Source organism: Ruegeria sp. C9 (assembly GCF_056537585.1).
Window position 1 is genome coordinate 487,831 of sequence record NZ_JBQFRU010000001.1, and the last position, 18,876, is coordinate 506,706.

The following is an 18,876-nucleotide window of genomic DNA, read 5'->3' on the forward strand; positions in this document are numbered from 1 at the left end:
GAAGAACGAGGCAATTACACGGCCTGCGGCGACCTCAAATATTAACCCTATGGCAGCCCAAAAGAGGATCGAACTGATTGTGAACAAGAACATCAATGCGATCCAGTCAAAAGCCACCTTAATTCGCGAGTTGCTCCTGAGTTGCAGGTTCTCTTTACACCGATCTGTCGAGATGTCGGTAAAAACTGAGTTTCGGAATACAAGCAAAATGAGAAATCCACTGCGACTGAGATTCCCAAGTGTTGTTATTGCCCGCGCCTACGCAGTGTCATGTTTTGTATTTAAGTGATTTTCTTTTCGCTCTTTCAGCAGGTTCGTCAACCAATCCGGGTCCATCTCGGGAACCGAACTTAGCAGCAGCTTTGTATAGTCCGGGAAGGGTTCGGATAGAACGGTATTCTTCAATCCCTGCTCGACGACTTGACCATTCAGCATCACAACAATCTCGTCCGAAATAGCCTCGACCGTGGCAATGTCATGCGTGATGAACAGATAGGAGATTCCGCGCTCTTTTTGTAGGCGCATCAGCAATTGCAGTATGCCCTCCTGCACAATCTGGTCCAGTGCGGACGTCACTTCGTCACAAATAATCACCTCAGGGTCCGCGGCCAGAGCGCGCGCTATGCAAATTCTCTGTTTTTGTCCGCCGGACAATTCGCTGGGAAGACGATCGTAGAAGTCTTCCGACAACTCGATGGCTTCAAGCAGTTCGATGACCCGGTCTTCCTGCGCCCGGCCCCGCAGACCATGATAAAATTCCAGCGGACGTCCAATGATTTCACCTACGGTTTGACGCGGGTTCATCGCGGTATCGGCCATCTGATAGATCATCTGAATTCTGCGCAGCTGATCACGGCTGCGGTTTTTCAGTTCGATTGGCAGGACCTCGCCATTGAACGTGACCTGCCCGCTTGTGGCGGGCAGCAAGCCGGTGATCACCCGCGCCGTGGTCGATTTACCAGATCCGGATTCGCCGACAATCGACACCGTGCGCCCCCGCGGCAGGCTGATTGACACATTGTGCAACACCTTGGCGCTCTTGCCATAGGCCGCATCCACACCGTCAATTTTAAGGATGATATCATCCGAAGTCTCGGCTTGTTTTTGCAACAGCCGCACGGACCAGAGGGATTTGGTATACTCTTGCTCGGGCGCAGACAGCATTTTGCGCGTTTCCGCCTCTTCTACCTCTTCTCCATAGCGCAGCACCTTGATCCGGTCCGCCATCTGCGCGACCACCGCCAGGTCATGGGTTATGTAGATTGCGGCGGTATGAAATTCTTCGACGATCCGGCGCATAGCAGTCAGAACCTCGACCTGGGTGGTCACATCCAGCGCAGTTGTCGGTTCGTCGAAAATGATCAAATCGGGACGGGGTGACATCGCCATGGCTGTCATGATCCGCTGTAACTGGCCACCGGAGACCTGATGCGGATAGCGGTCACCAATCGTTTCGGGATGCGGTAACGACAACGAGGCATAAAGCGCGCGGGCATCCTCACACGCGAAATTCTCAGGTTGCAGTCCCTCGCGCACCGTTGCAGCAACGGTCTGATCCAACAACTTATGCGCCGGGTTGAACGACGCAGCCGCCGATTGGGCCACATAGGCTATCCGCGATCCCCACAGATGCTGCAGTGCGTGGTCGTCGAGATCGCGCAACTCCTGCCCCTTGAACCGGATCGAACCGCCCGTGATACGACAGCCGGGCTGCGTGTATCCCATAGCCGCTTTGCCCAGCGTCGACTTGCCCGCGCCACTTTCGCCTATCAGGCCCAGCACCTCACCGCGCTTCAGGGTCAGGTTGACACCTTTGATGATCGGATTCCACTTTTCGTCCGAGAACCCCTCGATACGGATGTCGCGCATATCCAGCAGAAGATCAGTCTCAGTGTTCATCGCGTAATCCGCTTGTTTTGTGCAAGAACCAGTCGACGACAAAGTTGACCGCCACAGTGATCAACGCGATCGAGGCAGCGGGCAGCAGTGGCGTGATCCCGGCCTTGAAATCATATTTGGCGAACTGGATCAGATTGGCGGTCTCGCGCACCATTGTGCCCCAATCGGCGGTGGGGGGCTGAATACCGACGCCCAGAAAGCTGAGCGCAGCGATGGTTAGGAAAACGAAACAGAATCGCAGCCCGAACTCGGCGACCAACGGAGGCATGATGTTGGGCAAAATCTCGCGACGCATCACCCAAGGCAGTTTTTCGCCGCGCAGCCGGGCTGCCTCGACATAATCCATCACTGCCACGTTCACCGCCACAGCGCGAGTCAGGCGGAACACGCGGGTTGAATCCAGAATCGCAATAATCAAAATCAACGACAGCGCCGACGAGCCGAAAATCGACAGCAGCATCAGCGCGAAAATCAGGCTGGGAATGGCCATAAATACATCTACGCCCCGGCTGATCAATTGATCCAGCCAACTGCGGTTAATCGCAGCGATCAGCCCCAGACCGCCTCCGATGAAGAACGCCAGCAGCGTAGTGACAAAAGCGATACCGATGGTGTTGCGCGCGCCATAGATCAGCCGCGACAGGATATCACGCCCGATCTGGTCGGTACCCAGCCAATGCTCGGACGACCAGGGTGCGTAAGGCGTCGGGAATACCTCGGCCTCTCCGTAAGGCGCGATGACCGGCGCTCCGATTGCCATGACTAGATAGAACAGGATCACAAACATGCCGAAAATTGCTGTCGGCGGCGCTTTCTTCAGCTCGATCCAAATACGCTCGCGCTTGCTGCGACGGGTCCGCACGCGACCCACCTCGGCGGCGGCTGAATATGTCTTGCTTGTCTGGCTCATTTTGGGTGCAGAAGCCTCGGGTTGGTGACGATTCCAATGATGTCGGCAATCAGGTTCAGAAGGACATATGTGGCGGCGAATATCAGGGCGCACGCCTGAACCACCGGGATATCGCGCGAGCTGACCGCATCGACCATCAGTTGGCCGACGCCGGGATAGACGAACACCACCTCGACCACGACCACTCCAACTACCAGATAGGCCAGGTTGAACGCGACCACCGTTGAAATTGGCGCCCACGCATTGGGCAGCGCGTGATGCAGAACCACGCGGCGGGCGTTCTCTCCTTTCAACCGCGCCATCTCGACATAGGGTGAAGCTAGAAGACTGATCAGCGAAGCCCGCGTCATACGCATCATGTGCGCGACGATTACAAGTGTCAGTGTAAGCGCAGGTAATATGCATTTGACGATCCGCTCGAACAGCGGCATCCCTGGCTCCACATTGGCCAACGACGGCAACACCGGCCATAGCGTTCCGAACAGCAAAATTAGGATATATGCCACAAAAAACTCGGGGAACGAGATCGCCGTCAAGGTGCTGGCGCTGGCCAGCTTATCATAGCGCGAATTGCGCCACAGCGCGGTGGTAATACCCAGAAACAGCGCTAGCGGAACCGAGATCAGCGCCGCCATACCCGCAAGAAACAATGTGTTCCATAAGCGCGGTGCGACCAGTTCCACTACCGGACGTGATCGATCAACACCCGAACTCGCCCGACCTGAGAACGACGTTCCCAGATCCCCGGTCACCAACGCACCGATCCAGTCGAAATATCGGATATAGGCAGGTTTATCGAGGCCAAGCTCGGCCCGGAACGCCGCCACCGTTTCCTCAGTCGCGGCCTGGCCCAGTACAACCTCACCGAAATCGCCGGGCAGCATTTGGATTGAACAGAAGATAATGATGGAAACGACAACTAGGGTCACTACGCCAAGTCCCAGGCGTTTCAGTATCGTCACCAGAACCGGATGCATCTGAACTCCTTGCGTCTGCGGGGCTTCATTCGGCGGGTGCGCGCAGTCTAGACAGATCATCTCCGCAACACTGACAAAGAAAACATGACCTATGTCCCCGTTTTCTTCGTTTGTTGAAGCCGTACAGCCGAGTGATCTTCGCTTGGACGTTCGGAACGGGCCTGCGTGCTGCGGTTCAAAGAACATTGTGAACAACAGGTTCAACCAGGAGGCCCCAAATGAAAAAGCCCGGATCACCTTTCCTGTCCTCTCAGATGCAGAAACTGCAGAGCGGTCGGGTTTCACGTCGCAGCTTCATGTCAAGCGCACTGGCTGCAGGCCTTGCCGTTCCAGCAGCATTGAGCCTATCCGGACAAGCACTTGCGCAGGTCCCCAAAAAAGGTGGAGCGATCAAATTTGGCTTTGGCAGCGGTTCGACCACCGACTCGTTAGATCCAGCAACCTATGAAGGTACGATCAACACCGCTGTCGCCTATCTGTTCGGCAACAACTTGGTCGAAGTAGATGCAAGCGGCAATTTGGTGCCCGAACTCGCGACCGAGTATTCCTCGGACGACGCGATCACTTGGGTATTCACCCTGCGTGAAGGGGTCGAGTTCCACAATGGCCAAATCCTTAGCCCTGCCGATGTCATCGCCACTATCGACCACCACCGTGGCGAGGGATCGAAATCTGCGGTAAACGGCTTGGTCGCCCAAATCAAATCAATGCGCGCCGATGGCAACAACGTGGTGTTCGAGCTGGAATCAGCCAATGCCGACTTCCCATACATCCTGTCGGACTATCACTTGGTCATAATGCCTTCGACCGATGGCAAATTGACCGACCCGCAATCCGGTATCGGCACCGGTGGCTATATCATTGAGGTGTACGAGCCGGGCGTGCGGGTAAAGGCGCGCCGCAACCCGAATTACTTCAAACAGGATCGGGCCCATTTCGATGAGGTCGAGTTCCTTACTATCATCGACCCGACTGCGCGCCAGACTGCGCTGATGAACGGATCAGTCCAGGCAATCGACCGGGTCGATCCCAAGACGGTCGCCCTGTTATCGCGGGCACCACATATCAACATCCTCGAGAAAACCTCGACCCTGCATTACACGATACCAATGCGGGTCGATGCCGCGCCCTTCGACAATTACGATCTGCGCATGGCGCTGAAGCTGGCAGTCAAACGCCAGGAACTGGTCGACAAGATCCTGTTGGGTCATGGCTCATTGGGCAACGATCATCCGATCTCGACCGCCAACCGCTATTTCGACGGCGATCTACCGCAACGCGAATTTGATGCTGAAAAGGCCACATATCACTATAAGAAATCAGGCCATAGCGGCGCGCTGCAGCTGTCATCTTCAGACGCGGCATTTGCTGGCGCAGTAGATGCGGCTCAATTGATCGCCGCATCCGCGGCCGAAGCAGGTATTGAAATCGAAGTGGTTCGCGAACCCTCGGATGGCTACTGGTCGAATGTCTGGAACAAGAAACCCTGGTCATTCTCGTACTGGTCGGGCCGCCCGACCGAGGACTGGATGTTTGCATCGGCCTATACCAACGACACCGAATGGAACGAGACCGCCTGGCGCACAGGCGAAGCCGCCGATCGCTTCAACGCCATCGTGGTCGAGGCCCGTGCAGAGCTGGACGACGCCAAACGCCGCACTCTGTATGCCGAAGCGCAGACTTTGGTTCATGATGATGGCGGTGCGATCGTTCCGATGTTCGCCAATCATATCATGGGTGTTGCCAAAACCGTCGCCCAGGGCGAGATCGCCGCGAATTGGGAAATGGATGGTGCCAAAGCCCCTGAACGCTGGTGGCTTGCCTGATCGCGCGCTCTCCGTCTGGTGGCCCGTGTCGGCAGATTTCTGGCCTGCAGAGACGATAGATGTCGCTTGCAGGCCTTTCTGTCGTAATCCAGCTTGCTGCCGCTATCTTGAAACTGCACATTTCGCCCATGACACAGACTGACATTCCGAATCCTACGGACCGCCGCGCAACCGGCTGTGATCTTGTGATCCTTGCATAAAGCAGGGCCTCGGGCCTTTTGCTTTACGCTGCGATTACAGAAATTTCGGAAGACCTCATGACAACTCAAACGCTGCGCCTGGCCATCGATATTGGCGGCACCTTCACCGATACGGTCCTTGTCTCTGGCGAAGAGACAATCCTGGCCTCCACCAAGACCCTGACCACCCATCAGAACCCTGCCGACGGCGCCATGGAAGGGGCCGCGCGAGTAATGCAGCAATCGGGCCGGACGCTGGATCAGGTGACCGGCTTTATCCACGGCACCACCCTGGCGACCAATGCGCTGATCGAACGTCGCGGCGCGGTGGTGGCGACGGTGACCACCGAAGGCTTTCGCGACATCCTGGAAATCGCGTATGAGCGGCGTTATTCGCAATACGATATCAACCTCGAGAAGCCTGACCTGCTGGTGCCGCGCGAGCGTGCTCTGACCGTGCGCGAACGCATGTCGGCGGGTGGTCAGGTATTGATCGAGCTCGAAGACTCGGCCATCGACGCACTGCTGGCCGATATCGACGCGAGCGGCGCAGAGGCCATAGCGATCTGCCTGATGCACGCTTATGCCAACCCCGCCCATGAACGCCGCCTACGCGATGTGCTGGCTGAGAAGCGGCCCGATCTGACCGTCTCGATCTCGTCCGAGGTCAGCCCCGAGGCGCGCGAGTTCGACCGGCTGTGCACCACCGTTGCCAATGCTTATATCCAGCCGCTGATGCAGACCTATCTGGCCCGTTTCGTCGACCGGTTCGAGGCCGAGGGCGTGACCTGTCCGATCCTGATGATGACGGCGGGCGGCGGCATGTGCACCGTGCGCACCGCCGCGCGTTTTCCGATCCGGCTGGTGGAATCCGGCCCCGCCGGAGGGGCCATTCTGGCCGCCCGCATCGCCGCCCGCACCGGGCTGGATCAGGTGCTGTCCTTTGACGTTGGCGGCACCACCGCTAAGCTGTGCCTGATAGACAAGGCCCGCCCGCAGACCTCGCGCCAGTTCGAGATCGCCCGCGCCGCGCGGTTCATAAAGGGCTCGGGCATGCCAGTGCGCATCCCGGTGATCGAGATGATCGAGATCGGCGCGGGCGGTGGCTCCATCGCCGGGGTGGATCGGTTGGGACGCCTGACCGTGGGTCCGAAATCGGCGGGGTCTGAACCCGGACCCGTGGCCTTCATGCGCGGCGGCACCGAGCCCACGGTGACAGACAGCGACATTACGCTGGGCTACATCGTGCCCGACACATTTGCCGAGGGGCATATCAAGCTGGACCCCGAAGGCTCCAAACAGTCGCTGAGCCGGGTGATCGGGTCGAAACTAGATCTCGATGCCGTTGGCTCAGCCGACGGCGTCAGCCGCATCGTCGACGAAAGCATGGCCAGCGCGGGCCGGATGCACGCGGTGGAATCGGGCAAGGATCTTGGACCGCGCACGATGATTGCCTTTGGCGGCAACGGGCCGTTGCATGCCAGCCGGGTGGCACGATCCGCCGGGGTCAGCCGCATTGTAATCCCGCCCAATCCGGGCGTGGGGTCTGCCGTGGGCTTCCTGTTCGCACCCGTGTCGTTCGAAATCGTCCGCTCGCGCTATTCGTTGTTGGACAGCATGGACATGGATGAGATCAACGCGCTGTTCGACGCAATGATTTTCGAAGCCAAAGGCGTGGTTGCCCAGGGCGCGGGCGATGCCCCGACCGAAACCCAGCGCACCGCCTTCATGCGCTACAACGGTCAGGGTCACGAGATCGAGATCACCCTGCCCGACCGGCATCTGACGGCAGACGATATTGCACCGCTGACCACCGCCTTTGAGGAAGAATATCGCAAGCAGTTCTCACGCCCGGTGCCGGGGATGCAGATTGAGATTCTCAACTGGGCGGTGCGCGTCGCGACCCTTGACAGCGCCGTGCCACCAGTGCCCGCAACACCTGCATTGACGACCATCACCGCACCCGACACTCGCCCGATCACCTGCGATGTGGACGGGGCGCTGAAACAGGCCGCATTCGTGGCGCGGGCTGACCTGAACCCCGGCGATCACGTACACGGCCCCGCTCTGATCCACGAACCGCAGACCACAACGTTGGTCTCGGCCGATTTCTCGGCCCATGTGGATGCCATAGGAAACCTCGTCCTGGTTCAGGACCAGAAAGGAGGCGCATGATGACGACCGATCTGTCCCCCGCCCGCCTACAAGTGATGTGGAACCGTCTGCTGGCGGTGGTCGAAGAACAAGGCCAGACCCTGATACGCGCCGCCTTCTCCCCCATCGTGCGTGAGTGCGGCGATATCTCCGCCGGGATTTTCGACGTCAATGGTCGGATGCTGGCACAGGCGGTGACCGGCACGCCGGGCCATATCAACACCATGGCCGAAGCGGTGCAGCACCTGCGCGCCGCCTTCCCGGTTCAGACCATGAAACCGGGCGATATCTACATGACCAACGATCCGTGGCTGGCCTCGGGGCATTTGAACGACTTCCTGCTGATGATGCCCGCGTTCAAGGATGGCAAGGTAGTGGGCTTCACCTCATGCACCTCGCATCTGGTTGATCTGGGTGGTCTGGGCATGGGGCCGGAAGGGTCCGACATCTATGACGAGGGGCTGCTGATCCCGCCCTGTAAACTGGTCGAGGAAGGCATCCCCAACGCGCTGCTGCTGGACATCATCCGCGCCAACAGCCGCGAGCCCATCGCCAACGAGGGCGACATCTATGCCCTGATCGCCTGTTGCGAGGCCGGGGTGAACCGGCTGGTCAGTATGATGGAAGAGTTCGGCCTGACCGATCTGGATACGTTGGGGTCCTATATCATCGACACTTCGCGCCGCGGCACGCTTGAGGCCATCGCCGAGGTGCCCGAGGGGGTCTACAAAAACGTCCTGAAAATGGACGGCTATGAGAATGAGCTGGAGCTGCACGCCGCGCTGACCGTCAGCAAATCGGGGATGCATGTGGATTTCACCGGCACCTCGGGCTGTTCGCGCAAGGGCATCAACGTGCCGCTGAACTATGCCACCGCCTATACGGTGTTCGCGCTGCGCTGCATCGTCGGCTCGGACATCCCCAACAATGCCGGATCGCTGGAGCCGTTCACCGTCGACGGCCCCAAGGGCTGCATCCTGAACGCACAGCGCCCGGTGCCGGTGGCGATGCGGCACACGCTGGGTCAGGTGACACCCGATCTGGTGCTGGGCTGTCTGCATCAGGCACTACCTGATGAAGTGCCCGCCGAGGGCGCAAGCTGCATGTTCGACCTGCCCATGCGCCACGCCCCCGAGGTGGCCCGCGATGGTGGGCGCGAATTCGCAGTGGAACCGGTACATAATGGCGGTACCGGCGCGCGGCCACATGCGGACGGGCTGTCAGCCACCGCCTACCCCTCGGGCGTGTTCGGTTCGCAGGTGGAGATCACCGAAAGCGTCGCGCCCGTCACCATCTGGCGGCGCGAACTGCGTGCGGATTCCGGCGGCGCGGGCAAGTATCGCGGCGGGCTGGGGCAGCGGATCGAGATGACCTCGTCCAACGGTGCGCCCTTCATCGTGTTCCTGTCGGTCGAGCGACTAAAGTTCCCCGCCCTTGGGCGCATGGGCGGCAAACCCGGCGCGCCCGGGCGCATCCGCTTTCGCGAAGGCGACAGCGACATTCCCGGCAAGGGAGAGCTGCGGGTCGAAGGCGGTGATTACCTGATCTTCGACACCCCCGGGGGCGGTGGTTTCGGCGATCCGGGCGACCGTGACCCTGACGCGCTGGCGCTGGACCTCAAACGCGGTCTGGTCAGCGCCGAGGGCGCCAAAACTTACGGAGGTGACGCATGATCCGTCCGGTTTCTTATGTCGGCGCCATGGGTGCCTATGCGCTGGCCGATCTGGGTGGAGAAGGCACCGTCTCGCTGGCGCAGAACGAAAGCGCCTTTCCGGCCAGTCCGTTCGCCGTGGCGGTCGGGCAGGCGGCGCTGGCTGATCTGACGCTATACCCCGATCCCGAATGGCCCGACATGCGCGCGGCCATTGCCGGGGTACACGGGGTCGACCCGGCGCGGGTGCTGTGTGGCGCGGGCTCGATGGAGCTGATCGGCTGCCTGATCCGCGCCTTTGCCGGGCCCGGCGATCAGGTGCTGGGCACGCAATATGGCTATGCCTTCGTAGCCTCGGCCACGGCGCAGGCGCAGGCCAAATACGTCGCCGCGCCCGAGGTCGATCTGACCGTATCCGTCGACGCGGTTCTGGCCGCCGTCACCCCGGCGACCCGTATCGTGTTTGTCTGTAACCCGGGCAATCCCACCGGCACCCTGATCCCGAACACCGAAATCACCCGCCTGCGCAACGCGCTACCCGGCGACGTGCTGCTGGTGGTCGATCAGGCCTATGCCGAGTTCGCCGATGCCGCCAACGATCCGACTGAGGTTTTCGGGCTGGCGGACCGGGGAGATACCGTTATCACGCGCACCTTCTCCAAGGCTTACGGGCTGGCCGGGGCACGCGCCGGGTGGGGCTATTTCCCCACCGACATCGCCAGAGAGCTGCGCAAGCTGTTGAACCCCAACAACATCTCGATTGCCTCGCAGGCTGCGGCAGCGGCGGCGATGCGCGATCAGGCGCATATGCGGGACGTGGTCGCGAAAACGGCAACCATTCGCGATCGGTTCGCGCAGGACTGCCGCGATCTGGGGCTGATCGTGCCGGACAGCCACACCAATTTCGTGCTGATCCACTTTGCCTCGACCGAGCAGGCGCAACAGGCCGACGCTGCGCTACGGGCCGAGAAACTGCTGATGCGCGGTATGGGCGGCTATGGTCTGTCCGACTGCCTGCGCGCCACGATCTGCGACACGCCGGTAATGGATCGCTGTCTGGCCGTTCTAAGAAAGGTAACGTCATGAGCCACGAAACGCGTACCCGGGCCAAGATCGGCGTTCTGGTGCCCTTCACCAACACCAACCTTGAGGCCGACATGGCCTTGATGCGCTGCCCGGACACCACCGTGCATTTCCAGCGCATGGGTGGTTATGACGTGGATGAAATCCCCGGTTCTGACCAGATGGCGGGGCTTGGGGCCTCGGACATCAGTCACGATCTGCGGATGATCTCGGGCGTGCGGCCGGATGTGGTGCTGTATGGTTGCACCTCGGCCACACTGACCCATGGGCCGTCTTTCGACGCCGATCTGGCGCAACAGATCAAGGCCGGATCGGGAGCGCAATCGCTGACCGCCGCCGGATCGCTGATCGTCGCCATTCAGGCGCTTGGGGCAACGAAAGTGAGCTTTTCCTCGCCCTATCTGGGCGAGATCAACACGCAGGCGATGGATTTCATGGCCGCAAACGGTATCGAAACCGTGCGTTGCGCTGATGTGGGCCGCGAACTGGGCAATTACGGGCAGGGAGAGCTGACCCCGGACGAAGTTTATGACCTCGCCTGTCAGGCCGACCATCCGGACGCGCAGGCCATCGTGCTCAGCTGTACTGACATGCGCGCGGTCGAGGCGGTCGCGCGGATCGAGGACACGCTGGACAAGCCGGTAGTGACCTCAAATCAGGCGATGATGTTCTGCCTGATGCGGGCGCTGGGTCTGCCACGCCACGAGGCGCTGCCGGGCCGGTTGTTCGATCTGCTGTAACCGAACCGGGGCAGCGGTCGACCCCCCTGCCCCGATATTCCATCAGGGTTCGCCGCTGCCGATCTCTTCCTTGCGTTTGGCGATATAGGCATCCAGCTCCTCACGCACGGAGGGATCCATCTCGGGCATCTGATACTCGCGTAGCACCTGCTGCCAAACCTCGGTGGCGCGTTGCAGGGCGTCCTTGGCTCCGGCCGCCTCCCAGTTTTCATAGTTCTGCCAGTCGGACAGCATCGGTTTGTAGAACGCGGTTTCATAGCGTTCCATCGTGTGATCGACGCCAAAGAAATGGCCGCCAGTGGGCACCGATTTGATGGTGTCCAGGCCCAGTTCATCCGTGTTAAATTTCATCGGTTTGAGGAATTCTATCATGTTCTGGATGATCTCGATATCCATAACGAATTTCTCGTAAGATGCGGTCAGCCCGCCCTCAAGCCAGCCGGCGGCATGATAGACGATATTAGCCCCTCCCAGAACCGCGCCCCAGGTGGCCATCATCGTTTCGTATGCCGCCTGCAAATCCACCACGTTGGACGCATTTGCATTCGATGTCCGGTACGGAATGCCATAGCGCCGCGCCAACTGCCCGCCGACAATATTCGCCTTGGCATTCTCCGGTGTACCAAAGGCCGGAGCCCCAGATTTCATGTCCACATTCGAGGTGAACGAGCCATACATGACAGGCGCTCCCGGGCTGACCAACTGCGTCAGCACCACACCGAACAGCGCCTCGGCGTTCTGTTGCGCCAGCGCGGCAGGCAGCGTGACCGGTGTCATGGCCCCCATCAGAGTGAACGGCGTGACCGTCACCGGTTGACCATACTCGGCCATCGCGATCAGGCCGTCACCCATGGCATCGTCGAACAGGCGCGGAGAGTTCACCGAAATGATTGTGATCACCCCCGGATCGCCGCGCATGTCCTCGGGTTTCTGACCGCGCGAAATCGCCATCATGTTGATGCCATCCATCGCCCGCCCGCGCCCGATAGCGGTGCAGTGAAAGCTCAGGTCGCTATAGCTCAGGTTGGCGTTGTAGGTGTCCAGATGGCGGTTGTTGGCGGGCATTTCGATCGGGGCCATCACCTGATTGCCGATCAGATGGATAGCGTTGAAGTGATGCGCCAACCGGATGAAGTTGCAATAGTCATCGTAATTACCCTGACGGCGGCCATTGATACAGTCATGTACGTTCGGCGGCCCGGCAACCAAACCAAAATTCACATGATCGCCGCCCAGCGTAATCTGTTTCGCGCGGTTGCGAGAGGTCAGCGTGAATTCCGAGGGCACCGTTTTCAACGCTTCGGCGACAATGGTTTCGTCCATACGGATGGTCTTGGTGTCGCGGTCTACGATGGCCCCCGCGCGTTCGAAAATGTCCATAACATTGTCGCCCATCACCCGGATACCGGCCTCGGACAGAATGCGCATCGAGGTTGTATGCAGCTGATCCATCTGTTCAGGGTTCAACAGCTCGAACGGCGGATAGCTGTTGCGCACCTGTTGCCAGGGCAGCTGTTCGATTCCCGCCGCCGCGCGCCCGGATTTGCCGCGTCGCCCGCCGCTGCGTCTGTCTCGTGCCATTGACCTAGTATCCCCGTTGTGGATTTACGATGTTGTTCAGCACCTCGCCCTTGCGATAGCGCATCAGGTTCTCGGAAAACATGCGGACCGATTTCAGATCCCAGCCGTCATAGACCGAGCTGCAGTGCGGTGTGACGATCACGTTGTCCAGTTCCCAGAACCTGTGCCCCTGAGGCAGCGGTTCGGTAACGAACACGTCCAGCGCCGCGCCTCTGATCCGGTTCTGTTCCAGCGCGGCCAGTAGAGGTGCTTCGTCAATTACCCCACCTCGCGAGACGTCGATTATCACCGTCGTCGGTTTCATGGCGGCGAAGGCCTCCGCCCTGACCAGACCGCGCGTGCTGTCCAGCAGTGGTACGCAAACGACGATAAAGTCAGCGCGTGGCCAGAGATCGGGCAAAACCTCCATCCCGTGTACCTCGTCCACGTTGGGGGTCAGTTTCGGGCGGGCCCGTACACCGATTGTGTTCAGCCCCATGGCTTTGGACCGTGCCGCAACAGCCTCTCCGGTTTTGCCAAGGCCGATGATCAGCACCGTCTTGCTGTCGATGGGCTCGACTTTGCCGCCGATCCAGTCCCGCCGCGCCTGCGCGGCACGAAAGCCCGGGAAATCCAGCGTGAAATGCAGCATCGCCCCCAGCGCATATTGTGCCATCATATCGGCGGCGACCCCGGCGGCATTTGTCACCGTTACCTCATCAGGGTTCCAAGGGTTCAGGTGATCGGTGCCCGAGCCGCCGACCGAAGCCCATTTGATTTGCGGGTTCTCGACCAGTGCTGCGCGTGGAAAGCCGGGGGTGCCCGCAAAGCGAACGGAATATACAACCTCAGCTCCTGTATCCTCGATCAAACCCGTGAGCGCCTCATAGCTGTCGCAGGTGTGGATCGGCAGATCGGGATGACCTTCAGCAAGAACCGCACGGGCAGCGTCGGGGTTATCGGTGTGCAAGATCACGGTGGGGGATTTCATGCGGGTACCTCCGGTTGGAACTCAGCGCTGGCAATGGCTACCGCGTTGGCGAAAAAAGCAGTGGCGGCGATGTCGAAAAGGACATCGAACCCCACACCTTTGCGGTCGTTGCGCCATGTGATTGCCTCGACATAGCCCACGCGGGTCTGGGCGATCTTTCCCACTGGAAAGGCACCGGGCGACAGGTCGACCGGGCAAATCTTGGCCAGCAGATTGAACAGGCGCGGGCCGGTCAGGTGCATCATGGCCCAGGTTTCCTCGCGCCAGGAATAATAGCCCTTTGGCGTGGCGGCGACCTGCCACCGAGCATACAGGTCGGCAGGCGCATCCAGTACCACCACCTCTTCCTGACCCAGACGCAGAAGGCCATCGGCGGTTTCGTTGACGTCTGGCACCTTCAGGCCCTGCGATTGCAAAAACGCCACGGTGCCTCGGCCCTTGAGGCCAAAACGCGGCGTATGGGTCAGGTCCTGCACGATAATCTGCCCGGAAACCAGTGGTGTGCCTTCAGCAGCGCCCTTTGGATCAAGCGGATAGGTTCGCATCATCACACCTCCTGCTGTTTGTTTTCAGGATCAAAAAAGGTGTGGCCGCGCACAGTTGTTACGACGCGCTTGCCATTGCGGCACTTCACTTTGACCTGCGATCCTTGCGTAGCGTCATCACCATGCACATATGCCAGCGCGATATGAGTGTTCAGCGTCGGCGACCACAGGACCGAGGTCACATGCCCCACCGGTACATCGTCCCTCAGTACCAGACAGCTTTCCCCCGGTACATCTGGCCCGTCGAATGTCAGCCCGACCAGCTTGCGCGGCAGGCCTTTGTTTCGGCGCATCTCGGTTGAGCGCTTGCCCACGAAAAACGGCTTGGTCTTCGAGATCGCCCATTCGAATCCCAGCTCATCGGGCGAGGTCAGCGCATCAGTGTCCTGACCAATCAGGATATGGCCTTTCTCCAACCGCAGAATCCGGCTGGCTTCCAGCCCGTAAGGGCGCAACTCGTGCGCGTGACCCACCGTCATCACCGCATCCCACAGGGTGTGGGCATAGCTGGTGGGGCAGTGCAGCTCGTAGCTCAACTCGCCGGTGAACCCAATCCGCATGGCGCGCACCGGCACCCCGGCCACCATGCCGCTACGTCCGTCGAGATAGGCAAAGCCATCGCGCGAGAAATCGATGTCGCTGTCCAGCGCTTCGACTACGGAGCGCGCCTTGGGACCGGTAATGTTGAAGCCCGAGAAGGCCGAGGTGACGTTCAGCACATCCACATCCAACCGCCACTGCGCATTCCAGAACAACATATCCGAATAAACCCGCGCCACGGCCCCGGTGGTGGCGGTGACATAGAACAGATCCTCGGCCAGTCGATACGCCACGCCATCGTCGATCACCGTGCCCATTTCGTTTGTCATCAGGCAGTACCGGCAACGGCCCACAGGCTGCTTTTTGTAGGCCATGGTGTAAATGCGGTTGAGGAATTCGCCCGCATCCGGGCCACGCACCTCGAGCCCGCCCAGAGTTGAAACATCCAGCACGCCGACCCCATTGCGCACCGCATGCACCTCTTCTTCGATGAGGCGCTTGGCGTCTTGTTTGGGGCCGTAGAAATAAGGCCGCCACCACGCTCCGACCGGGCGCATGTCCGCCCCCAACCGGATATGTTCGTGATGCAGCGCTGTGCGCCTGTCTGCCGGGTGATGATGACCGGACAGCACGCCCAGCGTTTCGGGGCCAAAGGGCGGACGGGCCGTAGTCACGCCGATCTGCCCGATGGTGCGGTCGGTCGCCTTGGCCACCACCCGGGCGGTGGCCAGCGCCGAGTGCCGCCCTTGTGACGGCCCCATACCGACGGTGGTAAAGCGCTTGATCAGCTCCAACTCGCGATAGCCTTCCTTAACCGCGTTTTGCAGGTCCTTGATTTGAATATCCTCGTCCCGGTCGACAAAATCCTTGCCCTTGGGATGCCCGGCGATTGCAGGTTCGAAATTCGTCAACGCAGCCTCGACATCTTCGACCTGCGCGATGTCGCGGGTTGGCAGCCCCAGACGAGTCAACGCCGTCTGTGCCGCGCGTTGCGCATCGGCTACCACCGCATCAGGCGCAAAGACTCCGGCAACACCCCCGGCAATGCCCAGCGGAGCGTCTGGCAGAGACAGGGAAAACCGCGCCGCCGTTTCATTGTACCCAAGTTTCGCGCCAGCATGACAGGGCAGTTGCCACATTGGCGCATAGCCGACCGAAATCACCAACAGATCGCAATCCATCCAGTCGCCGCCGACCTTTACGCCGGTAACATGGGTCTTGCCACGCGCCTCGCCCACGGTGCCGTGAATGACACGCGTCCCCCTTGTTGACAGTAGCTGGCCAAGCTCGCCGCCGCTGCCGCCGGGGCGCGGATCAACCACCGCCGCCAGTTCTACGCCTGCGTCCAACAGATCCTGCGCCACCCGATAACCGTCGAGATTGGCGGCCAGAACCACCGCGCGCTTGCCCGGATTCACACCATAGTGCCGCATAAGCCGTTGCGCACCAGTGCCCAGCAAGATGCCCGGCAGGTCATTGTTTCGGAAGATCGCGGGCTGTTCGATGCAGCCGGTGGCCAGCAGAGCCTCGCGCGCGCGCGTCTTGAACAGCTTGTTGCCCCGGATCAGCGGCAGCCAGTTGTCCTCGAACCAGCCGTTCACCACTGTACCGGTCATGATGCGGAGGTTCGGCAGGCTTTGCACTTTCGCCAGCAGGTCGGACAGCCTGTCGGCATCGCGGCCATAGGTCAGCGCACCGCCCAAGACCGGCTCCTGCTCGGCCAGGATGACGTCAGCCCCGGCTTCGGCGGCTTCGATGGCGGCGGTCAACCCGGCCAGCCCCGCGCCGACGACCAGCAGATCGCAAAACAGGTTGGCCTTTTCGTAGTCTTCATGCGGTGCGTTGATATCCAGAACGCCCAGCCCCGCCTTCTTGCGGATCAGCGGCTCCCACAGTTTCAGCCAGCTATTGCGCGTCGGGCCCATGAAGGTGCGATAATAGAACCCCACCGGCATGAATCGCCCCAGCTTGTCCATGAATGCGTCGCGGTCTCGCGCCAGTGATCCGTTGACGTTCTGCGCCTTAACTTGCAGCCCTGCCGAAATCGGATGCCGGTCGGCCTGCACGTTCGGGTCCGAGGGCAGTTGCACCAGCGTATCGGCCTCGGTGCCCGCCATCGACATCGCACCGCGCGGTCGGTGGTATTTGAACGAGCGCGACAGCATCCACTTCCCCTGCCCGGCCAAAGCCGAGGCGATCACATCACCTTCGTATCCCTGAAACGCCTGCCCTTCAAAGCTGAACGATACCGGCGCATCTCGATCGATCCTGTTGCCCCAGGGTGCGGGAAGTCGGGCCATCACCTTTGCTCCAGCTCTGAGGGGTCAAAAGTGCGGATCACCTCGTTCGTGGTGGCGTTGCGCTCGGCCAGAAAGAAATAGTTCGAGGGCACGTGCCGCCACCATTCCACCAGCGTTCCGCGTGAATTGTCGCCGCGGAACAGGTGACGCGCCCAGTCCTGATCGCTGGTTGCATCCGGGTCGGGGTTGGCGCGCAGGGGGCCGAAGCTCTGGAATTCATTAATATTGCGGGGCCCGTTCATCGGGCAGATCAGGATCTTCATGTCAGTGGCTCGCGGCAGTTGCGCCCATTTCATTGAGCAGATCAAAGGTGGCGAAACGCTCCATTGTGAAGGGTTCGAGTATCGGCGCGACCTTCTGGTTGGCGATGGACTGCGCCATGTACTTGCCCGCCACCGGAGTAGCTTTGAACCCCCAGGTGCCCCAACCGCAATCTAGCCATAGGTTGGACAATGGGCTGGCACCCATGATGGGTGAGTAATCGGGCGTCATGTCGGTAATCCCGGCCCATTGTCGCAGCAGACGCACCCCGTGCAGGAACGGGAACAAATGTACCGCGCCTTCGGCCAGATGTTCTTTCATGTCCAGTGTCGAGCGGGTGGAATACAGCTGATAAGGGTCCGAGCCACCGCCGATCACGATCTCGCCTCGCGATGACTGCACCAGATAGGTGTGCAGGCTGACCGAACTGACCAGCGTGTGCAGCCACGGTTTCAGCGGCTGCGTGACCATCGCCTGCAACGGATAGCAACGGATCGGCAATTCTACCCCGGCTTTCATCGCCATATCGTAGTTCATGCCCCCGACAGCAATCATCACCTGCCCGGCACTGATATCACCGCGATTGGTGCGCACTTTTGTGATCTTGCCGCCGGCAGCGTCGAACCCTTCAACCTCGGTACGTTGATGAATTTCCACCCCGCGCCTACTGGCTTGCGCTGCATAGCCCCAGGCCACCGCATCATGCCGCGCAGTGCCTCCATCGGCGTGCCACAATCCGCCGATGATTTCCAACGGCCCGCCCTCATCCATATTCAGATGCGGGGACAGGTCCTTGACCGTCTGCGCATCAACGACCTCGATCCGGGTGCCCGCGTGTTTACCCATCTCGGCCCGCAGATGGAACGAGCGTATCGTCGCCTCGGTATGGGCCAGCGTCAGTTGACCGCGCTGGCTGAACATGACGTTGAAATCCAGCTCTTCGCTCATCTCCCCGTAAAGCTGCACACCTTCCTTGTAGAACGCGATGCCCTCTTTGGTGATGTAGTTCGAACGGATGGTAGTGGTGTTCCGCGCGGTGTTGCCGCCCGCCAGATAACCCTTTTCCAGCACAGCCACATTGGTGATGCCGTGATACTTTGATAGGTAGTGGGCACAGGCCATTCCGTGGCCGCCACCACCTACGATGACCACATCGTAACTGGATTTAAGCTCTGGCGTGGCCGGAATGTCTCCGGTGACAGGGTAATCGGCGGATAGCCCGTATTTCAGCAGCCTTAGCGGCATTTTTGTTGTCCTGAT

At 60.3% G+C, this 18,876-nt stretch carries 14 protein-coding genes; 5 read left to right on the forward strand and 9 right to left on the reverse strand.

The window, feature by feature from the left end; genetic code table 11:
• Positions 1-258: 258 nt before the first annotated feature.
• From ACR0NE_RS02275 to ACR0NE_RS02285, 3 genes are read right to left on the reverse strand one after another with little or no spacing between them, the layout of a single operon-like run.
• Positions 259-1,899: an ABC transporter ATP-binding protein gene (locus ACR0NE_RS02275; protein WP_170596391.1), complete on the reverse strand. Its 1,641-nt coding sequence runs from the start codon at positions 1,897-1,899 to the stop codon at positions 259-261.
• Positions 1,889-2,809: an ABC transporter permease gene (locus tag ACR0NE_RS02280; RefSeq protein WP_170596389.1), complete on the reverse strand. Its 921-nt coding sequence runs from the start codon at positions 2,807-2,809 to the stop codon at positions 1,889-1,891. Before ACR0NE_RS02280 ends, ACR0NE_RS02275 begins: the two co-directional genes overlap by 11 nt.
• Entirely contained in the window at positions 2,806-3,786 is a 981-nt protein-coding gene (locus ACR0NE_RS02285; RefSeq protein ID WP_170596387.1) for an ABC transporter permease, read from the reverse strand. Before ACR0NE_RS02285 ends, ACR0NE_RS02280 begins: the two co-directional genes overlap by 4 nt.
• Positions 3,787-4,004: 218 nt before the next feature.
• Here ACR0NE_RS02285 and ACR0NE_RS02290 point away from each other — a divergent pair, with 218 nt between their 5' ends.
• From ACR0NE_RS02290 to ACR0NE_RS02310, 5 genes are all read left to right on the forward strand, one after another.
• Positions 4,005-5,612, forward strand: a complete 1,608-nt coding sequence (locus ACR0NE_RS02290; protein ID WP_170596386.1) for an ABC transporter substrate-binding protein — start codon at positions 4,005-4,007, stop codon at positions 5,610-5,612.
• 257 nt (positions 5,613-5,869) lie between these two features.
• The gene (locus ACR0NE_RS02295) at positions 5,870-7,966 is read left to right on the forward strand and encodes a hydantoinase/oxoprolinase family protein (protein ID WP_170596384.1); all 2,097 of its coding nucleotides are present in this window, start codon (positions 5,870-5,872) and stop codon (positions 7,964-7,966) included.
• Positions 7,966-9,618, forward strand: a complete 1,653-nt coding sequence (locus ACR0NE_RS02300) for a hydantoinase B/oxoprolinase family protein (protein WP_480459493.1) — start codon at positions 7,966-7,968, stop codon at positions 9,616-9,618. The genes ACR0NE_RS02295 and ACR0NE_RS02300 overlap by 1 nt, the downstream gene beginning before the upstream one ends.
• Entirely contained in the window at positions 9,615-10,682 is a 1,068-nt protein-coding gene (locus ACR0NE_RS02305) for an aminotransferase class I/II-fold pyridoxal phosphate-dependent enzyme (protein ID WP_170596380.1), read from the forward strand. Before ACR0NE_RS02300 ends, ACR0NE_RS02305 begins: the two co-directional genes overlap by 4 nt.
• Positions 10,679-11,419, forward strand: coding sequence for an aspartate racemase/maleate isomerase family protein (locus tag ACR0NE_RS02310; protein ID WP_170596378.1), 741 nt, complete (start codon positions 10,679-10,681; stop codon positions 11,417-11,419). The genes ACR0NE_RS02305 and ACR0NE_RS02310 overlap by 4 nt, the downstream gene beginning before the upstream one ends.
• A 42-nt stretch (positions 11,420-11,461) precedes the next feature.
• Here ACR0NE_RS02310 and ACR0NE_RS02315 read toward each other — a convergent pair whose 3' ends face one another.
• From ACR0NE_RS02315 to ACR0NE_RS02340, 6 genes are read right to left on the reverse strand one after another with little or no spacing between them, the layout of a single operon-like run.
• Entirely contained in the window at positions 11,462-13,000 is a 1,539-nt protein-coding gene (locus ACR0NE_RS02315; RefSeq protein WP_170596376.1) for a trimethylamine methyltransferase family protein, read from the reverse strand.
• A gap of 4 nt (positions 13,001-13,004) precedes the next feature.
• A complete protein-coding gene (locus tag ACR0NE_RS02320; protein ID WP_170511600.1) occupies positions 13,005-13,970 on the reverse strand; it encodes a D-2-hydroxyacid dehydrogenase in 966 nt (321 codons plus the stop codon).
• The gene (locus ACR0NE_RS02325; RefSeq protein WP_170596374.1) at positions 13,967-14,515 is read right to left on the reverse strand and encodes an aminomethyltransferase family protein; all 549 of its coding nucleotides are present in this window, start codon (positions 14,513-14,515) and stop codon (positions 13,967-13,969) included. The genes ACR0NE_RS02320 and ACR0NE_RS02325 overlap by 4 nt, the downstream gene beginning before the upstream one ends.
• Before the next feature lie 2 nt (positions 14,516-14,517).
• Complete coding sequence (locus tag ACR0NE_RS02330) at positions 14,518-17,355, reverse strand: 2Fe-2S iron-sulfur cluster-binding protein (protein ID WP_170596372.1); 2,838 nt, start codon at positions 17,353-17,355, stop codon at positions 14,518-14,520.
• The gene (locus ACR0NE_RS02335; protein WP_170596369.1) at positions 17,355-17,618 is read right to left on the reverse strand and encodes a sarcosine oxidase subunit delta; all 264 of its coding nucleotides are present in this window, start codon (positions 17,616-17,618) and stop codon (positions 17,355-17,357) included. Before ACR0NE_RS02335 ends, ACR0NE_RS02330 begins: the two co-directional genes overlap by 1 nt.
• Position 17,619: 1 nt before the next feature.
• The gene (locus ACR0NE_RS02340; RefSeq protein ID WP_170596367.1) at positions 17,620-18,861 is read right to left on the reverse strand and encodes an FAD-dependent oxidoreductase; all 1,242 of its coding nucleotides are present in this window, start codon (positions 18,859-18,861) and stop codon (positions 17,620-17,622) included.
• Between the last annotated feature and the right edge of the window lie 15 nt (positions 18,862-18,876).